Below are 18,152 nucleotides of genomic sequence, written 5' to 3' on the forward strand. Positions count from 1 at the left end.
CCATGGGTTCTCTTTGGCATGGATTCGCCGACATGGGCATGGTCACCGACAACGGGCCGTTCGTCATCACTCGAGGTGAGGGCGTCCGAATCTACGACGATGCGGGCAACGAGTATCTGGATGCGACCGCCGGCCTCTGGTTCACGAACGTGGGCCACGGGCGCACCGAGATCGGCGAGGCCGTCGGCCGTCAGCTCTCGACGGTGGCGCACTACTCGAACTTCGGCGACTACGCGGGGGACGGTCTGATCGCGCTCGCCGAGCGGGTGGCCGCGATGGCGCCGGTGCCGGGCTCCAAGGTGATGTTCACCTCGGGCGGCAGTGACGCGGTCGATACCGCGGTGAAGCTCGCCCGCCGCTACTGGACGGAGCTGGGCCGGCCCGAGAAGCGACTCGTGGTCTCCCGCAGCAAGGCCTACCACGGCATGCACATCGGCGGTACCGCGCTCGCCGGGATCCCCCTGAACCGGGAGGGCTACGGGCCCGAGTTCATGCCGGACACCGAGAACATCGAGTGGGACGACGCCAAGGCGCTGCTCGGCGTGATCGAGCGGGTGGGCGCGGAGAACGTGGCCGCGTTCATCGCCGAGCCGATCATCGGCGCCGGCGGCATCTACCTGCCGCCGGACGGTTACCTCCGCGAGGTGCGCGACATCTGCCGCGAGCACGACGTCCTGTTCATCGCCGACGAGGTGGTCACCGGGTACGGCCGTATCGGGCACGGTCACTGGTTCGCGTCGAGCCGCTTCGATCTGGCACCGGACATGATCACCTCGGCCAAGGGTCTCACCAGCGGCTACGTGCCCATGGGCGCGATGATCGCGGCGCCGCACATCGCCGAACCGTTCTTCGCCGGCGGCACCTGGTGGCGACACGGCTACACCTACGGCGGGCACTACGGCGCGGCCGCCGCGGCGATGGCCAACTTCGACATCATCGAGCGCGAGGGTCTGCTCGACGAGGCGACCCGCCTCGAAGGCGACCTGGCGGCGGCGTTCGCACCGCTCGCCGAACTGGATGCGGTGGCCGAGGTGCGTACCGGCGTGGGCGCGGTGACCGGCGTGCAGCTGGCCGATCCGTCCGACGCTCAGGCCGCCGTGTTGCGTCTGCGGAAGAACGGCGTCGCCGGTCGCGCTGCGGGCATGGGCGCACTGCAGATCTCGCCGGCCTTCGTGATGACCACCGCCGAGGTCAACGAGATGGCCGAGCGCTTCGCCGCCGCGCTGTCCTGACCGACACAGCAACGTGAAAGGCCCCCGCTACGGCGGGGGCCTTTCACGTGTACTGACTTCTCAGAGCAGGCGGCTCAGCTCAGGGTCTCGGCGATGGAGACGGCCTGGGCGACGCCCTGCACGATGGACGCGACTTTGAGGGCCTCGAACACCGCTTCGCGCTCGAGTCCGGCCTCGCGGACCACGTTCTCGTGGGCGGCGACGCAGTGCTCGCAGCCGTTCATGGCCGACACGGCCATCGACCACAGCTCGAACAGGGCCTTGTCCACACCGGGGTTGCCGATGATGTTCATCCGCAGGCCCGGGCGCAGATCGTCGTACTTGCCGAGGTAACCGCGTCCCCGGTAGAAGACGTTGTTCATGCCCATGATCGATGCGGCGCCGAGGGCGGCGTTGTAGGCCTCGGCCGACAGGTTGTCGGCCGCCTCGTCGGCGATCTCGCGCAACACGGTGGCGTTGCGGGTCGCGGCGGCGCACGCGAGCAGGGAGCCCCACAGCTGCTCCTCGTTCAGCACGGTGGTGCGGCTGATCGAGCTGAGGTTCAGCTTCAGGTCCTTGGCGTACTCGGGAAGAGCTTCCTTGAGGTTGTCAATGCTCATCGTGGTACTCCGAATCAGGCCGAGGCGCTCATGAGCTCGCCGGCGTCGATGGTCGGGTCACCCTTCTTCCAGTTGCAGGCGCACAGCTCGTCGGACTGGAGGGCGTCGAGGACGCGCAGGACCTCGTCGACGTTGCGGCCGACCGAACCGGCGGTGACCGAGACGAACTGGACCTCGTTGTTCGGGTCGACGATGAAGGTCGCGCGATCGGCGACACCGTCGGCGTTCAGGACGCCGGTGGCCTCGACGAGCTCACGCTTCAGGTCGCTCAGCATGGGGAAGGGGAGGGTCTTCAGATCCTCGTGCTGTGCGCGCCACTGGAAGTGCACGAACTCGTTGTCGACCGAGGCGCCGAGCACCTGGGTGTCGCGGTCGGCGAACTCGTCGTTCAGCTTGCCGAAGGCAGCGATCTCGGTGGGGCACACGAAGGTGAAGTCCTTCGGCCAGAAGAAGACCACGCGCCACTTGCCCTTGTAGTCGTCGCTCGAGACGGTGGTGAAGTAGTCGTCCGGCTGCTGGGCGTCGACCTTGGAGAGGTCGCCACCGATCACAGCGGTGAGGTTGTACTCGGGGAACTGATCGCCGATGGTAAGCAGCGCCATGTCATGACTCCTTGATCGTTGGGGGTGCGGTGTCTTCTATTTTGCCTCATTCGCTCTAAAAGCGAAACGTGATGATAGGCACTATATTGATAGGCATGATGAATCAGAGTTATCAGCCGTCGGTGGGCGGACTGCGCGCCTTCGTCGCGGTGGCCAAGAAGCTGCACTTCGGTTCTGCCGCAACCGAACTGGGCGTGAGTCAGCCCTCGCTGTCGCAAGCCCTGGCCGGCCTCGAAGCGGGTCTCGGCGTGCAACTGGTGGAGCGCACAACGCGCCGCGTGATGCTCACCGCAGAGGGGCGGCGACTACTGCCGTCGGCGATCGCCGCGTGCGACGGAATCGACAACCTCCTCGCCGTCGCGGCCGGTGAGGCCGACCCGTTGCGCGGCCCGATGCGACTCGGTCTGATCCCGACGATCGCGCCCTATCTGCTGCCGCGCCTGCTGCACGGCCTGCCGGAAGTGCATCCGGAATTGGACCTGCGGGTGGTGGAGGATCAGACCGCTCGGCTGCTCGATCAGCTCCGCGAAGGCACCCTCGATGCGGCGGTGCTGGCCCTGCCGACCAACGCCCCGGGCATGGGCGAGATCCCGATGTATCACGAGGACTTCGTGCTCGCCCTGCCCAGCGGGCACCGCCTGGCCGGCCGCAAGCGGCTGCCGCCGGCGATGCTGGAAGACCTGCCGCTGCTGCTGCTCGACGAAGGGCACTGCCTGCGCGATCAGGCGCTCGAGGTCTGCCAGCTCGCGGGGGTGAACCCGGATGTGCGGCAGACCCGGGCGGCATCGTTGACCACCGCGGTGCAGTGCGTGGAGGGCGGCCTCGGCGTCACGCTGATCCCCCGGACGGCGGTCGCGGTGGAGACGGCCTCCGGCGGGTTGTCCATCGCCGAGTTCACTCGGCCGCGGCCGGGCCGTCGCATCGGATTGGTCTATCGCACCTCGTCCGGGCGTGGGGAGGCCTACGCGGAACTCGCCACCGAGATCGCCGCGCTGGCCGCAGGCACCGGCGAGGTGACCCTGGTCTAGGGTCAGTGGACCTCTAGGCGGTCGTGGCGTCCTGGGCGGTGAGCGTCTCCCACTCGTCGATCAGGCTGGAGTCCACGCCGCGGATCAGGTCGGCGAGTTCGTCGGTGAGGTCTTCGATGTCGTCGGTCACCGCCGACATCGGCAGGCCGCTGCGCAGCGCGCGGTAACAGTCGGTGAGGTAGCGCAGGACCACGCCCTCGCTGCGCTGCAGACCGAACTCGCTGACCAGCTCGGTGAAGGTCATCGATCGCTCGCGCATGTACCGCAGCACCGACTTCGGCGACGGCGGGGTGTTCGCGAGCCACGGGTGCCCGGCCTTGTAGGTCTGGTAGGCGAAGTCGATCTCCTCGGCGAGCGGCTGCGGCCAGGTGATCTCCTCCAGTCGCTCCATCCGCTCCTCGTACTCGAGGCCGTCGGCCTTCATTTCGGCCATCGCGACGTCCCGGGCCCGCTTGCGCTGGGCCATCAGTACCTGCCGCGGGTCGTCGAGCGTCGATTCGAGGATGGAGACCACGTCGAGGGTGAAGGTGTCCGACTCGGGATCGAGCAGATCGAAGGCCGCCACCGCGAACGCCGACAACGGGTTGGTGAGGGCGAAGTTCTCCGGCAGGTCCACCGAGATCTCCACCCTCTTGCCGTCGGCGGCGGGCGCGTCCAGGCGGGTCACGATGCCGGTCTCCACGAGGTCTCGGTACAGGGCGATGGTGTGCTTGATGTGACGCAATTGCCGCTTGCGCGGCTCGTGATTCTCTTCGAGCAGGTGGCGCAGCGCGGCGAAGCAGTCGCCGGGCCGTTCCAGGACCTCCATCAGCATGGCGGTGGTGATCCGGAAGTGCGAACGCAGCTGTTCGTCGGGTGCGTCGATCAGCGTGAAGAAGGTCTGCTCGCCCCAGCCGACGAAGCCCTCGGGGGGCTTGCGGCGCACCAGCTTTCGCAGTTTCTTCGGATCGTCGCCGGCCTTGGCGACGAGGCGGGCGTTCTCCACGTCGTGCTCGGGGGCCTGGGCCACCACGTAGCCGATGGTGTCGAAGCCGGCGCGACCGGCGCGACCGGCGATCTGGTGGAACTCGCGGGCCCGCAGGCGGCGCACCCGGTGGCCGTCGTACTTGGTGAGCCCGGCGAACAGCACGGTCCGGATGGGCACGTTGATGCCCACCCCGAGGGTGTCGGTACCGGCCACCACCTTCAGCAGGCCGGCCTGGGCCAGCCGTTCGACGAGGCGGCGATAACGCGGCAGCATGCCGGCGTGGTGGACGCCGATGCCCGCGCGCAGCAGTTTAGAGAGGGTGTCGCCGAATCCGGTGCGGAACTCGAAGTCGCCGATCGCCTCGACGATGGCCGCCTTCTCCTCCTTGGTGCAGATCTTGGCCGAGGTGAGCGCCTGGGCCCGTTCGACGGCGTGCGCCTGGGTGAAGTGCACCACGTAGACCGGGGCCTGGCCCTTGGTGATCAGCTCTTCGATGGTTTCGTGGATCGGAGTGGTCGCGTACCGGTACTCCAGCGGCACCGGCCGCTGCGCGCCGGTCACTTCGACGGTGGACCGGCCGGTGCGACGGGTCAGGTCCTCGGCGAAGAAGTCGACGTCGCCCAGGGTGGCCGACATCAGCAGGAACTGGGTGTGCGGCAGTTCGATGAGCGGGACCTGCCAGGCCCAGCCGCGATCGGATTCGCCGTAGTAGTGGAACTCGTCGGCTACCAGCACGCCGACGTCGGAGTTCGGACCGTCGCGCAGGGCGATGTTGGCGACGATCTCCGCCGTCGCGCACACGATGGGGGCGTCGGTGTTGACGCTGGCGTCGCCGGTCATCAGGCCCACGTTCTCCGCGCCGAACTGCTCGCACAGATCGAAGAACTTCTCGCTCACGAGCGCCTTGATGGGGGCGGTGTAGTACGCGCGCTGACCGCGACAGCGGGCGAAATAGACCGCGCCGGAGGCGACGAGAGACTTGCCCGAACCGGTCGGCGTCGCCAAGATCACGTTGGCGCCGGAGATCAGCTCGAGCAAGGCCTCTTCCTGATGCGGGTAGAGATCGATGCCCCGCGCCGCCCACCAAGCAAGGAAATGCTCGAAGGCGGCGGTCTCGTCGGACAGGGGAGTAAGCGGACTCTGCTCGCTCAGGGGGTGTCCTCTTCGTCGGGATTGCTCGGGCGGTCGAACTCGGCCGCGTGCTCGGCCAGGAAGCGCTCGAACTCGGCCCCGAGTTCGTCGCCGGAGGGCAGATCCTCCTCGTCGGCGGCCAGCAGCTCGCGGTCGGCCTTGGCCTTCAGGTAGGCGTCGTACTGCTGCTCCAGTGCTGTCACCACGGTGCTGATCTCGGCGTTGCCGGTGACTTCCTCGTCGATCTGCTCGGCCACCTTGGCCGCGGCGTTCTCGAGTGCGGCGATCGGCAGGTCGAGTCCGGAGACCTGACCCAAAGCGGCCAACAGTGCGGCCGAGGCGGCCGGGTAATTGGTCTGCGCGAGGTAGTGCGGCACATGTGCGGACAGGCCCACGGTGCGGTAACCGGCCTCGGCAAGGCGCAGTTCCAGCAGCATGGACGCGCTCGCGGGCAGCTTCATCTCGTTGCCCCAGCGCGGCATGTCGCCGAGAGCGGCGGTGTCGCTGCCGTGCCCGATCACGCCCGACGGGCGGGTGTGCGGCACGGCCATCGGGATCGCGTTCATGCCGACCACCTGGCTCACGCCGAAACGCTCGGCGAGGGCCGCGATGGCGGTGGTGAACTGGTCCCAGCGCAGGTCCGGCTCAGAGCCGTCCAGCAGCAGAAAACCGGTGCCCTCGTTGTCGACCAGGGCATGCATGGTGAGGCGCGGCATCTCGATGCCGTCGAACTTCTCGCCGGTGAAGGAGATCAGCGGTCGACGCGAGCGGTAGTCGATCAGTTCGTCGGCGTTGAACGTCGCGACGAGTTCGCAGTCGAGCGCCTCGCGCAGGTGGGTGGCGGCCAGCGCGACAGCGTGTCCGGCATCGGCGAAGCCGTCCAACGCGTGGATCAACACGGGGCCCTCGCCCTGCGGATCGGCCACGGCAGGCGCGGGGAACTCGAGCTCGTACAGCGAGCGGTTCTCCTGCTCGTCCATCGGGGTGCTCCCTTCGTCGGCGGTCTCGCGCCGCGCGTGAGACCAGATGATCATTGTCCCAGGTTCGGGAACTCTATGCATGTAACGCCGAACCACGGTGGGTCATTCCCGCGCGGTCGGTCCCGAAGATGACACAGTGGGGTGGTGAGAATTGTTACCTCTGTGGCGGCAGTTGTCGCTGTGGTTCTCCTGGCGACGGGCTGCTCGGTCTCCGGATCCGCTGAACCCGCACCGGACTACACCCCGCTGATGGTGCCCGCGGACAGCTTCCCGGCGGGGCCTGCGACGCCGGTGCCCGCCCCGCAGGTGGCCGGCGCGGTCTCCGACATCACGCTGCGACCGTCCACCGGCGATGTGAATCCGCCCGAGTGCACACCCGCCGCGGTCGACACCGCGACCGCGGTAGTGCTCGTCGGTCCGGGGCCGGCCCAGAGCAGCACGCTTACCGAGATGGTGGTGCGATCGCCGGAATCGTTGCAGGCCTTGGCTTCTGCGGTGCGCGGCTGCCCCGAGTTCCGCGGCGGCCCGACGGGGCGGCAGGAGATCCGCAGCGAGCTCACCGACGAACTGAGGGCCGACGGCGACGTCACCACGCTGGCTCTGGTGCGCACGCTGCGCTCCCCGGGCTCGGACACGGTGACCACCGCGGCGCAGTGGGTGGCCCAGCGCGGCGACGTCCGCCTGGTGGTTCAGTTGCGGATGCTCGGCACGCCGTCGGATACCGACAACGCAGCGACCGCCGACTTCTTCGCGACCGCGGTGGCCCACGCTTTCGGCGGGAAGCCCTGACCCAGCGTGTGACGACCGGACTGGTCGGGGCTCGGGGCACGCTAGACCCCGCCCCGTGCGCTCCACACCGGGGCCCGGCGATCTCCTGTGGGCAACCACTGTTGTCCACACCGCCGCGGTTCGGCCCTGCCGTGGCCCGCTCGCCGAGCCGAGTCTGGATGCATGACATCGCTACCGCACTTCCTGTCCGACGGCTCGGCCCTGCAGGTCGATCCGGATCCACTGCTCTCCGCGGTCCCCGGGCTGCTCGGCTTCCGGCCCGAGCGCTCCCTGGTCCTGCTGGCCTTCGCCGATTCCCGGACGTTGATGGTGGCCCTGCGCCTGGATCTGGAGCTGCTGCCCGACGGCAAGCCCGCCCCGGTCCTGCGCGACAGCATCGCGAACCTGGGCACGATCGTCGCCGGCTACGGTGCCGTCGGCGTGGTCGCGGTGGTGGTCGATGCGCGGGCCGATGACTATCCGGCGGTCTTTCGCGCGGTCGAACGCAGTTTCACCGCGGTGGGCGGTTTGTCGGCCGGCTTCGTGATCGGTGAAATGGCCACGGGCGCACGGTGGTTCACCAGTTGGGAGCCGCGCTGTCGGCCGGGCCGTTCGCGTCCGCCCGCACCGTTCGCCGGGGAGGTGGCGCCGCACGGCCGGCTCAGCGATCCGTTGATGTCGCCCGTCGCGCTGCAGCGCGCGGTGTTCGGTGGACGCCGCATCCTGGAGCGCCGCGACGACCTCGCCGCGGTGCTCGAGCCGCGCGCACACTGCGATTCGACCACCTGTCGGCCGGTGCTGCCGATGGTCGCGCCCGCGCCGCCGGGCGCAGCCGATGCGGCGGGCGCGCGGCTGGTGCTGCGGCAGGTGCGGCGCGGCGCCGACGGCGACCTGTCGTGCGCGGAGGTGAATGCCCTCGCGGAGGCGCTCTGCTCGGTGCATACGCGCGACGTCCTCCTCGCGCTCTCGCTCACCGACCTGCGCGATCGGGCCGAACAACTGTGGATGCGCTTGGCGCGCAGCCTGATCGGTCGACCGGGGGCCGCGGCGGCCACCCTGCTCGGCCACCTGTACTACATGTCCGGGGAAGGGGCGTTCGCCAGCGTCGCCGTCGAACGCGCACTGGATCTGGATCCCGAGTACCATCTCGCGCAGCTGGTGCACACCGCGCTGCTGCACGGCATGCGGCCGACCGGGCTGGGGGAGGTGCTGGAGTATTCGTTCAGCCTCGGCGAGGACCTGGGCGTCGGGCTTCCACCGCAGACACGCACCCCGGCCGGCTGAGTTGTGCAAGGGTGGCACCGGTGAAGGTACATCTGCAGCTCGACGGTTCCCTGCCGCGCGCGGCCGAGCACGCGCGGGAACTCGCCGCGCTCGGCGCCGACGGTGCGTTCACCTTCGAGGGGCCGCACGATGTCTTCCTGCCGCTGTCCGTCGCCGCCGGCACCACGTCGCTGGAGTTGATGACGAACGTCGCGATCGCCGGGCCGCGCAGCCCCGTGCACCTGGCCCACTCCGCGTACGACCTGCAGGCCTACAGCGAGGGCCGCTTCCGGCTCGGGCTCGGAACGCAGATCAAGGTGCACATCGAGAAGCGTTACGGCGCCGTGTGGCATCCGCCCGCGCGGTTCCTCGGCGAGACCGTCCGCGCGGTGCAGGCGGTCTTCGCGGCGTGGGAGGGCGCGCAGCCGCTGGACTTCCGCGGCACGTTCCACACGCACACGCTGATGCCGCCGAACTTCGACCCCGGGCCCAATCCGTTCGGCCCGCCGCCGGTGTTGATGGGCGGGCTCGGACCGATCATGACGCGGACCGCCGCCGAGGTGGCCGACGGGCTGCTCGTGATGCCGTTCAACACGGTTCGTCACCTCACCGACCGCACGCTGCCCGCCATCGACGAGGGCCTGCGCCGCTGCGGGCGGACGCGGGCGCAGTTCCCGATCATCGGCCAGGCGATGGTCGCCGTCGGGCGCGATGAGGCGGAGCTGCGTGCCGCGATCGACGGCGTCGCGGTCCTCATCGCCTTCTACGGCTCCACGCCGGCCTACCGACCGGTGCTCGACGCCGAGGGCTGGGGAGACCTGCACCCGGTACTCAACCGGCTGTCCAAGACCGGCGGCTACGCCGCCATGCGGGCGCTGATCACCGACGAGATGGTCGCGCGGATCGGTGTCGTCGGCAGCCCCGCCGACTGCGCCGCCGAGATCGGTCGCCGCTTCGGCGACTTCGCCGACGAGGTCTGCTGCTACTTCCCGGCCTATCAGCCGGCTCCCGACGCCGTGGCGGCGCTGCTGGCCACCCTCCACCGGTCGCCGTCGTAGACGACCGGTGGAGGGTGGAACCGGCTCAGCGGATCAGAAGAGGCCGCTCAGGCTGCCCAGGCCGCCGCCCAAGCTGCCGCTGTCCCCGCCGCCGGTGTTGCCGCCGCCCGAACGCGTGAGGACAAAGGTGCTGAGCTCCACCTGCGGGTTGTTGCCGAGCGCGTCCGTAACGCAGGAAGTCATGATCGTGAAGGTGCTTCCGGTGCCCGGTGTAGCGAGCGCAAGGTTTCCGGTCTGTCCTGCGGGCACCTGCGTGGGCTGCTCTCCGGAGCCGGTGGTGTCTGCCTTTACAATCTTGTCTTTGGCCGCAACGACGTCATCGGGCGCTGGCTGTTCGTGATCGCCGTTGCGGTTCCAGTCAAGGATGAGATCCGTTTCCTTCTCGAGGTTGCCGGCCATTGCCGAGGCGCTGCAATACCCGGTCGAAGCCGAGGTGTTCTTGACGGTGACGGTGATGCGGTCGCCGGACACCGAGCCCGACGCGGTGTGGTTGTTCGCCTTGATCGCGGCGTCAGCGAGACCGGCGCCGCCGATCAGTCCGGCGACGGCGAGAGCGGCCCCGACACCGGTGGCCATACGAGTGGCAAGCTTCATGAACTTCTGTCCCTTCGACAATCTGACTACGCCCGGGTGGGCGTGTTCTTGGCGAAGCTATAGAAGGAATGCTGCTCATCGACGTTCTGACAACGTTCCAGGTCGACAGTTCATCGTTCTGGATGACGGAAGTTCATCTGATCGAAGGGAGAGATCTGGACATGCCTGCGCCGAACTGTGCGGCCCGATGGCGGAAAAGATTTCTGAAGATCCGGGAAATACACATCCTCGAATGCTTGTTCTATTAGGTGGATCGGCGTAACGTGGAGTTAGCACACCAGATCGATAAGTGTGGCTGACTCGCTTGGGGAGGTGAGTAGGCATGACGAAGCTCGCCGCTTCCGCCTGGCCGAAGGCGGACTTGGCTTCCGTCGGCATGCCCGCGGCCACCGTTTCTCTCGCGGAACTGTCCACCGGTGACCTCGCCGAGGCCGTCCACGCGATCAAGAACGGCCACTGCTACCTGGACTGGCGGCTGTTCCAGTTCGCCCTGTCGATGTTCGACCACGTCCAAGCGGTCAGTAAGAACGTCGCGGTGACCCAGCGCTCCATCCTCGACCTGGAGGCGCAGACTGCGCTCGAACTGCAGATGAGTCTGGACAGCACCGATCACTTCGCGCGCAGCCTGCTCGACGACGCCGTCTGCGCCCGCGACCGGCTCCCGGCGGTGTTCTCGACGATGCGGCTCGGCCTGATCGACAGGGCCCGGTTCCACCGGATCGTCAGCGAAACCCAACTCGTCCGCGATGACGAGACCATGGCGCTCATCGACCAGACCCTGGCGCTGCAGATCATGGGCCTGCGCGGCGGAGTGTCGTCGATGTCGATCACCAAGACCGGCCACATGGCCCGCAAACTCGTCGCCGAGTACGACCCGGACGCCGAGAAACTCGACCGCGACCGCGCGAAGGCATCGCGGAACGTAGGTTTCCAGGCGTTGGACAGCGGGATGGCGCAGATCTCCATCACCGCCACCGCGGAAGATGTGCGTCTCGTCCGGCAGATGCTCGACGCCGTCATCGCCGGGCTGTGCCCGGCCGATCCACGGACCAAAGCGCAAGCCCGCTCCGACGCGGCGATTGCTCTGCTGCAGCGCATCCCGTTCACCTGCCACTGCGAGAGCGACGGCTGCACCGCGCAGATCAGCGACGTCCAGCTCGACACCCGCGCCGCACGGATCGTCGTGCACGTCCTCTGCGACGCCACCACCCTCGACGGCGGCGACCAGTGCGGCTACCTCGACGGGTACGGCCCTGTCTCCGGTGACCATGTACGGCAGATCGTCGAGCGCGACGACTCGGTGATCCACCAGCACGACCTCGGCGATCTCCTCGAACCCGATTCCGCAGCCGATCCGATCGGCGACGACGACCTCGACGAAGCGGCGGTCCACCGAAAAGGACCCCGCCCCGACAGCCCGGACGAGTGCCGGGCCGATGGCGCACGCCCCGATCCGAAAATCGACAAAAGCGGCACGGTCGCAAGCGAATCCGACGACGAAACCAGTCCGCCGCCGCGCTTCCTGATCGCGAACACCGCGCTGCCGAGCGATCCGTACCGCCCGAGCCTGCTCACCGACCTCGTCGCACGCTTCCTGTGGGGTACCTGCTCCATCCCCGGTTGCGAACGGGCCGCTTTCGCGTGCGATCTGGACCACGTGGCCGAGTTCGACAACATCTGCCCCAGCCAGGGCGGGCCCACGTGCGTTTGCAATCTGCTACCAAAGTGTCGCTTCCATCATCTGATGAAAACCCATCTGACCGGCTTCCTCGACGAGCTCTGGATCGACGAGAACGGCCGGTATCACTCCAGCGTGACGACCCCCGGAGGCATCACCGTCGAACTGCTCGCGCCGAACCAGTGGCTGTTCCCGCAACTCGCCGACCTGCGGTGCCGCCACCAACTCGCCCAGCAGGCCGCGACCGGGACTGCGACGAGCAGCCTGGCGGACGGTCCGCAGCGTTCCCGCACGCGCGCCGCGGCCAAGCACGCCCGTCGTCGAGCGCAGCGCACGGCCAATTACGAAGAGCGGGCGGCGGAGCGGACCCGGCAGGTCGCCGCCGAGGAGGCGGCGACCTGGGCCGAGTACGACGCGGCCCGTGAGTTGGGCGAGCCGCCGTTCTAGCCGGGTACGAGCGCTAGACGCGTTCGACGAAGATCGCGTGCGCCATCTCCGAGGACAGCGTGAGGCCCTCGTGGCCGGGGCTGCTGATCTGCACCGAACGTGGGCTGATCACCACGCGGACACGGGCGTTCGGCACCACGCCGGCCTCCCGTAGTTCGGTGATGAGCTCGGCATCGGCTTGGACGTGCTCGGCCATCCGGCGCACGATCACCACCGATTCGCCCGCGGGCATTTCGACGAGCCGCTCGGACTTGTCGGCAGGCAGCGTCACCTTCACGCCGAGCTCCTCGAGACCGGGGATCGGGTTGCCGTACGGGGAGACCGTGGGGTTGTCGAGCACTTCGAGCAGTCGGCGCTCGACGTTCTCGCTCATCACGTGCTCCCAGCGGCAGGCCTCGTCGTGCACCTCGTCCCAGGGCAGGCCGATCACGTCGACCAGGAGGCGCTCGGCCAGGCGATGCTTGCGCATCACAGAGACCGCCAGCGCGCGGCCGGCGGGGGTCAGTTGGAGCTGGCGGTCGCCGCCGACGCGAACCAGGCCGTCGCGCTCCATCCGCGCCACCGTTTGCGAGACGGTGGGTCCGCTCTGCTCGAGTCGCTCCGCGATGCGGGCGCGCAGTGGGATGATCCCCTCCTCTTCGAGGTCATAAATCGTGCGCAGATACATCTCGGTGGTGTCGACGAGTTCGTTCACGTGAGCTTCAGTCCTTTCGCCAACGACCAGGTTACCCGGATAACGTGACAGGTGAGGCACTAGCGTGCTGGGTGTGATGGGCGAAGGGATCGTGCAGTGCAGACAGCGGTGATTTGGAGCGACGAGTTCCTCGACTACAAGTGGGCGTTCACACACCCGATGAGCCCGATCCGGCTCGCCTTGACGATGGATCTGGCCCGCGGACTCGGCGTGCTCGACGGCGTGGATCCGTTGCCGCCGCTGCCGGTGGACGACGACATCCTGCGCACCGTGCACACCCAGGGCTACATCGACGCGGTGCGCGCGGTCGGTTCCGGCACGGCGTCGCTGAGCGGACCGATTCTGGAGCGGCTGTTCGGGCTGGGCAGCGAGGACAATCCGGTCTTCGACCGCATGCACGAGGCCGGTTCGATGCTGGTGGGCGGCACGCTGGCGGCCGCGCAGGCGGTGCATTCGGGCGCGGTGCAACGCGCTGTGAACATCGGCGGCGGCATGCACCATGCGATGCCCGGACACGCGGCCGGTTTCTGCATCTACAACGACGCGTCGATCGCCATCGAGTGGCTGTTGGCGCAGGGCTACGACCGCATCGCCTACGTCGACATCGATGCGCACCACGGCGACGGCGTGCAGGTGCACTTCGAGCACGATCCGCGGGTGATGACCATCTCCGTGCACCAGCATCCGGCCACCCTGTGGCCGGGTACCGGCTGGGCCACCGAGGTGGGGGCGGACGCCGCTGCCGGCTCGATGGTCAACGTCGCACTGATGCCGGGCACCCAGGATCGCTTGTGGCTGAGGGCATTTCACGCGACCGTGCCGTCGATGATCGCCGCCTTCAAACCGCAGATCATTCTCGCGCAGGTCGGGGTGGACAGTCATCGCGCCGATCCGCTGACCGATCTGGCGCTGACCGTCGACGGTCAGACGATGGCCATGCGGGCACTGCGCGATCTGGCCGACAAGTACTGCGAAGGCAGGCTGATCGCGGTCGGCGGTGGCGGCTACGGCGTGATCAACGTGGTGCCGCGCGCGTGGACGCACCTGATCGCGACCGTGCTCGACCGCGACGTGGACTTCACCACACCGGTGGGTGCCGAGTGGCTGGAAGGCGCGGTGGAGATGACCGAGCACGTGCATCCCGACTATGCGCGGCCGCCGGTTGCCATGATGGGCGATAACGGCGACGTGGACTACGTGCCCTGGGACGGTGACGCGGGGGCGGCCCCGCCCGACGGCATCACCGAGGCGGCCCAGCAGCAGACCGATCGCGCCATTCTGGCGACCCGACGCGCCGTCTTCCCCCTGCACGGACTCGACCCGGAGGATCCTCGTGACTGACCAGCCGACACCGGACGCTGCCGCGGCCGACGCTGCTGCACCCGAAGCTGTTGTGACCGAACCGGTTTCGACCGGTTCGGCGGCCGTCGACTATCCGCGGCACTGGGCGGCGGACGCCCTCGCCTCCGACGGCGGCGTGGTGCACCTGCGTCCGATCACCCCGGCCGATGCCGACGCGCTGGTGCGTTTCCACGAGGGGCTGTCCGAACGCACCCGCTACCTGCGCTACTTCGGGCCCACCCCGAAGCTGCCGCCCCGCGAAGTGGTGCGGATGACCACCGTCGACTATCGGGACCGCGTCGCGCTGCTCGCGTGGCTGGGCGACGAAGTGATCGCCATGGGCCTGTACGAGGGCCTCGCGCAGAGCGGCAAGCCGCATTCGGCCGAGGTCGCGTTCGTCGTCGCCGACGGGCACCAGGGTCGCGGTCTGGGCCCGGTGCTGTTGGAGCACCTGGCCGGTGCCGCCGCGGAGAACGGCTTCACCAAGTTCGAGGCCGAGGTGCTCTCGGAGAACCCGAACATGGTCGCCGTGTTCCGCGACGCCGGCTATCAGATCAGCCGCGCCTTCGACGGCAGCACGGTCCACGTGGAGTTCGAGATCGACCCCACCGACGCGCTGACGTCGGTGCGCAACGCGCGGGAACGCGCCTCCGAGGCGCGCAGCATCGCGAATCTTCTGCGCCCCCAGTCGGTGGCCGTGATCGGCGCCTCGACCGATCCGAAGAAGGTGGGCCACGTGCTGTTGGCCAACCTCATCGCCGCGGGCTTCACCGGCCCGGTCTACCCGGTCAACGGCCCGGGCCAGGCGCGCTCGGTGCGCGCCATCCGCGCCTACGAGCGCGTCATCGACATCCCCGACCCGGTGGACCTGGCCGTGGTGGCCGTGCCGGCCGCCGGGATGGGCGAAGTGCTCGACGACTGTATGGCCAAGGGCGTCAAGACGCTCGTGGTGGTGTCGGCGGGCTTCGGCGAACTCGGCGACGACGGCCTGGTCGCCGAGCGCGCGCTGGTGGAACAGGTGCGAGCCCACGGCATGCGACTGGTGGGACCGAACGCCCTCGGCGTGGTGAACAACGCTCCGGAGATCGCGCTCAACGCGACGCTGGCGCCGCGGATCCCGGGACCCGGGCGGGTCGGCTTCTTCTGTCAGTCCGGTGCCCTCGGCATCGCGATCCTCGATCACGCGGCCGGCCGTCGACTCGGGCTGTCGACCTTCGTCTCGGCGGGCAACCGTGCCGACGTGTCCGGCAACGATGTGCTGCAGTACTGGGACACCGACGACGCCACCGACGTGGTCCTGCTCTACCTCGAGAGCTTCGGCAACCCGCGCAAGTTCGGACGCATCGCGCGGCGCGTGACCCGTAACAAGCCGGTCGTCGCCATCAAATCCGGGCGCGGCGCGATGACGCGGGTGGGGGAGCAGAAGGAACGTTTCGGCGCCCTCGACGACCGCATCGCGAAGATGGTGCTGGCCCAGGCCGGTGTGCTGCAGGTGGACACGCTGGCCGAACTGTTCGACGTCGCCGCCGTGCTGGCCTATCAGCCGCTGCCGGCCGGACCGCGGACCGCGATCATCGGCAACTCGTCGGTGATCGCCTCGCTGGCCGCGCATTCGGCGCGTAGCTCGGGTCTGGACGTGGTGTCGCTCGTCGACCTCGGGCCGGCGACTCCGCAGCAGGAGTTGACCGACGCCGTGTCGCACGCGCTGGCCGATCCCGGTGTGGACTCGCTGATCGTGGTCTTCGTGCCCCCGGTGGCCGTCGACACCGCCGAGTACTCACGGTCGTTGATGGCGGCCGCGGAAGACTCGCCCGAGTCGGCCACCAAGCCGATCGTGACGACTTTCCTTGCGGTGGAAGGCATTCCGATCGGTCTGTCGGTGCCGGGGCCGGGCGGTGTGCCCACCCGCGGATCCATCCCGTCGTACCCCGAGCCCGAACGCGCCGCGCACGCGCTCGCGATGAGTTGGCGGTACGCCCAGTGGCGGTCGCGACCGGATGCCGCTCCGGTGGAACTGCCCGGCATCGCCGCCGAGCACGCGCGCAGCTACGTGCGCGAGCTGATGAGCGACGGAGGACGGGAACTGACCGCCACCGAGACGGCGGAGGTGCTGCACTGGTACGGCATCGACATCGTGGAGTTCCGCGAAGTGTCCACCCTCCACGAGGCATCGGCGGCCGCGCGGGAACTGGGCTTCCCGGTGGCGGTGAAGGCCGGTGCCAGCGAATGGATCGGTCGTCTCGACCGTGAAGGCGCACGCCTGGACCTGTCCGACGCCACCGCGGTGATCACCGCGTTCGCCGAGCTGCAGGCCCTGACCGGAGAGTCCACCCTGCAGGTGCAGCGGATGGCGCCCAAGGGCCCGGGCGTCTGCATCCAGGTCACCGAGAGTCGCTCGTTCGGACCCGTGGTGTCGTTCGGTCTGTCCGGTCGGCTGTTCGAGACGCTCGACGACCGGAGCTACCGGGCGGTGCCGCTCACCGTCGACGATGCGCGCGACCTGGTTGCCGAACCGCGTTCGGCGGAACTGCTCGCCGGGGCCGCCGGTGAGCAGCCTGCCGACATCGACGCGCTGGTGGATCTGCTGATGCGGGTCTCGGCGCTGGTCGACGCGATCCCGGAGATCCGGGAGGTGGGCCTGGACCCGATCCTGTCGTCGGCCGACGGCACCGCGGTGCTGGCCGCCCGACTCGCCATCGGTCCGGTGCCGACTCTCGCCGACACCGGACCGCGTCGCTTGGGTTCCTGAGGCGCTGGGATCCTGAGTCAGCTGGCGTAGGCACGCAGCTTGTCAGCGCGCTCGCCTTCGCGCAGCTTGCCCATCACCTCGCGCTCGATCTGCCGGACGCGTTCGCGGGAGAGACCGAACGAACGGCCGATCTGGTCGAGCGTGCGCGGCTGCCCGTCGTCGAGGCCGAAGCGCATGGTGATCACCTGGCGTTCCCGGTCGTCGAGCGTGCCGAGCACCAGACGGATGTCCGAGTGCAGCAGGCTGGAGATCACCGCGTTCTCCGCGGAGGTGGCCTCGGCGTCCTCGATGAAGTCGCCCAGCGGGGCCTCTTCGTCGCTGCCGACCGGCATGTCCAGGCTCACCGGATCGCGGCTGTGGTCCATCAGGTCGGCGATCTTCTCGGCGGTGATACCGGTCTCGGCGGCCAGTTCGTCGTCGGTCGCCTCGCGGCCGAGCTGCTGGTGCAGTTCCCGGCGGATACGCGAGATCTTGTTGACCTGCTCCACCAGATGGACGGGGAGCCGGATGGTGCGGCTCTGGTCGGCCATGCCGCGGGTGATGGCCTGACGGATCCACCAGGTGGCGTACGTGGAGAACTTGAAGCCCTTGGCGTAATCGAACTTCTCCATCGCGCGGATCAGACCGAGGTTGCCCTCCTGGATCAGATCCAGCAGCGGCATGCCGCGGCCGGTGTAGCGCTTGGCCAGCGAGACCACCAGGCGGAGGTTCGCTTCGAGGAGGTGGGCGCGGGCGCGTTCGCCCTCACGCACCAGGATCGCGAGGTCGCGCTTGCGCGCCGGACCCATGCGCTTGCGGGTGTTCAGGAGGTGGTTGGCGTACAGCCCCACTTCGATCTGTTTGGCCAGTTCCACTTCTTGCTCGGCGTTGAGCAGCGCGGTCCGGCCGATACCGTTCAGGTAGACGCGCACCAGATCCGCGGACGGCGACTGGGCGTCCAGATCTTCGGGCGTGGGGACGGGGCGAATTGCGGTGGACATGCGGCCTCCTACTGTCGGCGACGATCAACCAATGCGTTCAT

General features: G+C 68.7%; 15 protein-coding genes. 8 read left to right on the forward strand and 7 right to left on the reverse strand.

The window, feature by feature from the left end; translation table 11 throughout:
- Positions 1 to 2 precede the first annotated feature (2 nt).
- Positions 3 to 1,232 (forward strand): aminotransferase family protein, encoded by a 1,230-nt coding sequence (locus MUG78_RS13580; protein WP_246995621.1) that lies wholly within the window; start codon positions 3 to 5, stop codon positions 1,230 to 1,232.
- A 74-nt stretch (positions 1,233 to 1,306) separates the two neighbouring features.
- Here MUG78_RS13580 and ahpD read toward each other — a convergent pair whose 3' ends face one another.
- Both ahpD and MUG78_RS13590 read right to left on the reverse strand, forming a co-directional pair.
- A complete protein-coding gene (ahpD, locus tag MUG78_RS13585) occupies positions 1,307 to 1,831 on the reverse strand; it encodes an alkylhydroperoxidase, AhpD family (protein WP_246995623.1) in 525 nt (174 codons plus the stop codon).
- Positions 1,832 to 1,845: 14 nt separating this feature from the next.
- Positions 1,846 to 2,433, reverse strand: coding sequence for a peroxiredoxin (locus tag MUG78_RS13590; protein WP_246995625.1), 588 nt, complete (start codon positions 2,431 to 2,433; stop codon positions 1,846 to 1,848).
- 95 nt (positions 2,434 to 2,528) lie between these two features.
- Between MUG78_RS13590 and MUG78_RS13595 the strand changes: the two genes are divergently transcribed.
- Positions 2,529 to 3,461, forward strand: coding sequence for a hydrogen peroxide-inducible genes activator (locus MUG78_RS13595; protein WP_246995627.1), 933 nt, complete (start codon positions 2,529 to 2,531; stop codon positions 3,459 to 3,461).
- A gap of 13 nt (positions 3,462 to 3,474) precedes the next feature.
- Here MUG78_RS13595 and MUG78_RS13600 read toward each other — a convergent pair whose 3' ends face one another.
- Entirely contained in the window at positions 3,475 to 5,580 is a 2,106-nt protein-coding gene (locus tag MUG78_RS13600) for a DEAD/DEAH box helicase (RefSeq protein ID WP_372493293.1), read from the reverse strand.
- Positions 5,577 to 6,539: a proteasome assembly chaperone family protein gene (locus tag MUG78_RS13605; protein WP_246997054.1), complete on the reverse strand. Its 963-nt coding sequence runs from the start codon at positions 6,537 to 6,539 to the stop codon at positions 5,577 to 5,579. The genes MUG78_RS13600 and MUG78_RS13605 overlap by 4 nt, the downstream gene beginning before the upstream one ends.
- A gap of 162 nt (positions 6,540 to 6,701) precedes the next feature.
- On the opposite strand from MUG78_RS13605, the gene MUG78_RS13610 reads away from it, so the two are divergent.
- The 3 genes from MUG78_RS13610 (at position 6,702) to MUG78_RS13620 (ending at position 9,628) form a co-directional block, all read left to right on the forward strand.
- On the forward strand, positions 6,702 to 7,328 hold the full coding sequence (locus MUG78_RS13610; protein ID WP_246995629.1) for a hypothetical protein: 627 nt from the start codon (positions 6,702 to 6,704) through the stop codon (positions 7,326 to 7,328).
- A gap of 162 nt (positions 7,329 to 7,490) precedes the next feature.
- The gene (locus MUG78_RS13615) at positions 7,491 to 8,591 is read left to right on the forward strand and encodes a DUF4192 domain-containing protein (protein WP_246995631.1); all 1,101 of its coding nucleotides are present in this window, start codon (positions 7,491 to 7,493) and stop codon (positions 8,589 to 8,591) included.
- A 20-nt stretch (positions 8,592 to 8,611) separates the two neighbouring features.
- Positions 8,612 to 9,628 carry a TIGR03617 family F420-dependent LLM class oxidoreductase gene (locus MUG78_RS13620; protein ID WP_246995633.1) on the forward strand — a complete coding sequence of 339 codons (1,017 nt, stop codon included), beginning with the start codon at positions 8,612 to 8,614 and terminating at the stop codon, positions 9,626 to 9,628.
- 33 nt (positions 9,629 to 9,661) lie between these two features.
- Here MUG78_RS13620 and MUG78_RS13625 read toward each other — a convergent pair whose 3' ends face one another.
- Positions 9,662 to 10,222, reverse strand: a complete 561-nt coding sequence (locus tag MUG78_RS13625) for a hypothetical protein (RefSeq protein WP_246995635.1) — start codon at positions 10,220 to 10,222, stop codon at positions 9,662 to 9,664.
- 322 nt (positions 10,223 to 10,544) lie between these two features.
- Here MUG78_RS13625 and MUG78_RS13630 point away from each other — a divergent pair, with 322 nt between their 5' ends.
- The gene (locus MUG78_RS13630; RefSeq protein ID WP_246995637.1) at positions 10,545 to 12,347 is read left to right on the forward strand and encodes an HNH endonuclease signature motif containing protein; all 1,803 of its coding nucleotides are present in this window, start codon (positions 10,545 to 10,547) and stop codon (positions 12,345 to 12,347) included.
- Positions 12,348 to 12,360: 13 nt separating this feature from the next.
- Here MUG78_RS13630 and MUG78_RS13635 read toward each other — a convergent pair whose 3' ends face one another.
- On the reverse strand, positions 12,361 to 13,041 hold the full coding sequence (locus MUG78_RS13635; RefSeq protein WP_246995640.1) for an iron-dependent transcriptional repressor DtxR: 681 nt from the start codon (positions 13,039 to 13,041) through the stop codon (positions 12,361 to 12,363).
- A gap of 96 nt (positions 13,042 to 13,137) precedes the next feature.
- Here MUG78_RS13635 and MUG78_RS13640 point away from each other — a divergent pair, with 96 nt between their 5' ends.
- Together MUG78_RS13640 and MUG78_RS13645 are read left to right on the forward strand one after the other, a co-directional pair.
- The gene (locus tag MUG78_RS13640) at positions 13,138 to 14,382 is read left to right on the forward strand and encodes an acetoin utilization protein AcuC (protein WP_246995642.1); all 1,245 of its coding nucleotides are present in this window, start codon (positions 13,138 to 13,140) and stop codon (positions 14,380 to 14,382) included.
- Complete coding sequence (locus MUG78_RS13645) at positions 14,375 to 17,131, forward strand: bifunctional acetate--CoA ligase family protein/GNAT family N-acetyltransferase (RefSeq protein WP_372493238.1); 2,757 nt, start codon at positions 14,375 to 14,377, stop codon at positions 17,129 to 17,131. The genes MUG78_RS13640 and MUG78_RS13645 overlap by 8 nt, the downstream gene beginning before the upstream one ends.
- 17 nt (positions 17,132 to 17,148) lie before the next feature.
- Here the strand turns inward: MUG78_RS13645 and MUG78_RS13650 are convergent, their stop codons facing one another.
- On the reverse strand, positions 17,149 to 18,111 hold the full coding sequence (locus tag MUG78_RS13650) for a sigma-70 family RNA polymerase sigma factor (protein ID WP_246995644.1): 963 nt from the start codon (positions 18,109 to 18,111) through the stop codon (positions 17,149 to 17,151).
- Positions 18,112 to 18,152 lie beyond the last annotated feature (41 nt).

The organism is Gordonia alkaliphila (assembly GCF_023017165.1).
GTDB classification, from domain to species: Bacteria; Actinomycetota; Actinomycetes; order Mycobacteriales; family Mycobacteriaceae; genus Gordonia; species Gordonia alkaliphila.

Bases quoted from the DNA above. Each gene is read 5' to 3' on its own strand.
- MUG78_RS13580 (WP_246995621.1), top strand. From the start codon at position 3: ATGGGTTCTCTTTGGCATGGATTCGCCGACATGGGCATGGTCACCGAC.
- MUG78_RS13650 (WP_246995644.1), bottom strand. From the start codon at position 18,111: ATGTCCACCGCAATTCGCCCCGTCCCCACGCCCGAAGATCTGGACGCC.
- ahpD (WP_246995623.1), bottom strand. From the start codon at position 1,831: ATGAGCATTGACAACCTCAAGGAAGCTCTTCCCGAGTACGCCAAGGAC.
- MUG78_RS13605 (WP_246997054.1), bottom strand. From the start codon at position 6,539: ATGGACGAGCAGGAGAACCGCTCGCTGTACGAGCTCGAGTTCCCCGCG.
- MUG78_RS13595 (WP_246995627.1), top strand. From the start codon at position 2,529: ATGATGAATCAGAGTTATCAGCCGTCGGTGGGCGGACTGCGCGCCTTC.
- MUG78_RS13625 (WP_246995635.1), bottom strand. From the start codon at position 10,222: ATGAAGCTTGCCACTCGTATGGCCACCGGTGTCGGGGCCGCTCTCGCC.
- MUG78_RS13590 (WP_246995625.1), bottom strand. From the start codon at position 2,433: ATGGCGCTGCTTACCATCGGCGATCAGTTCCCCGAGTACAACCTCACC.
- MUG78_RS13630 (WP_246995637.1), top strand. From the start codon at position 10,545: ATGACGAAGCTCGCCGCTTCCGCCTGGCCGAAGGCGGACTTGGCTTCC.
- MUG78_RS13615 (WP_246995631.1), top strand. From the start codon at position 7,491: ATGACATCGCTACCGCACTTCCTGTCCGACGGCTCGGCCCTGCAGGTC.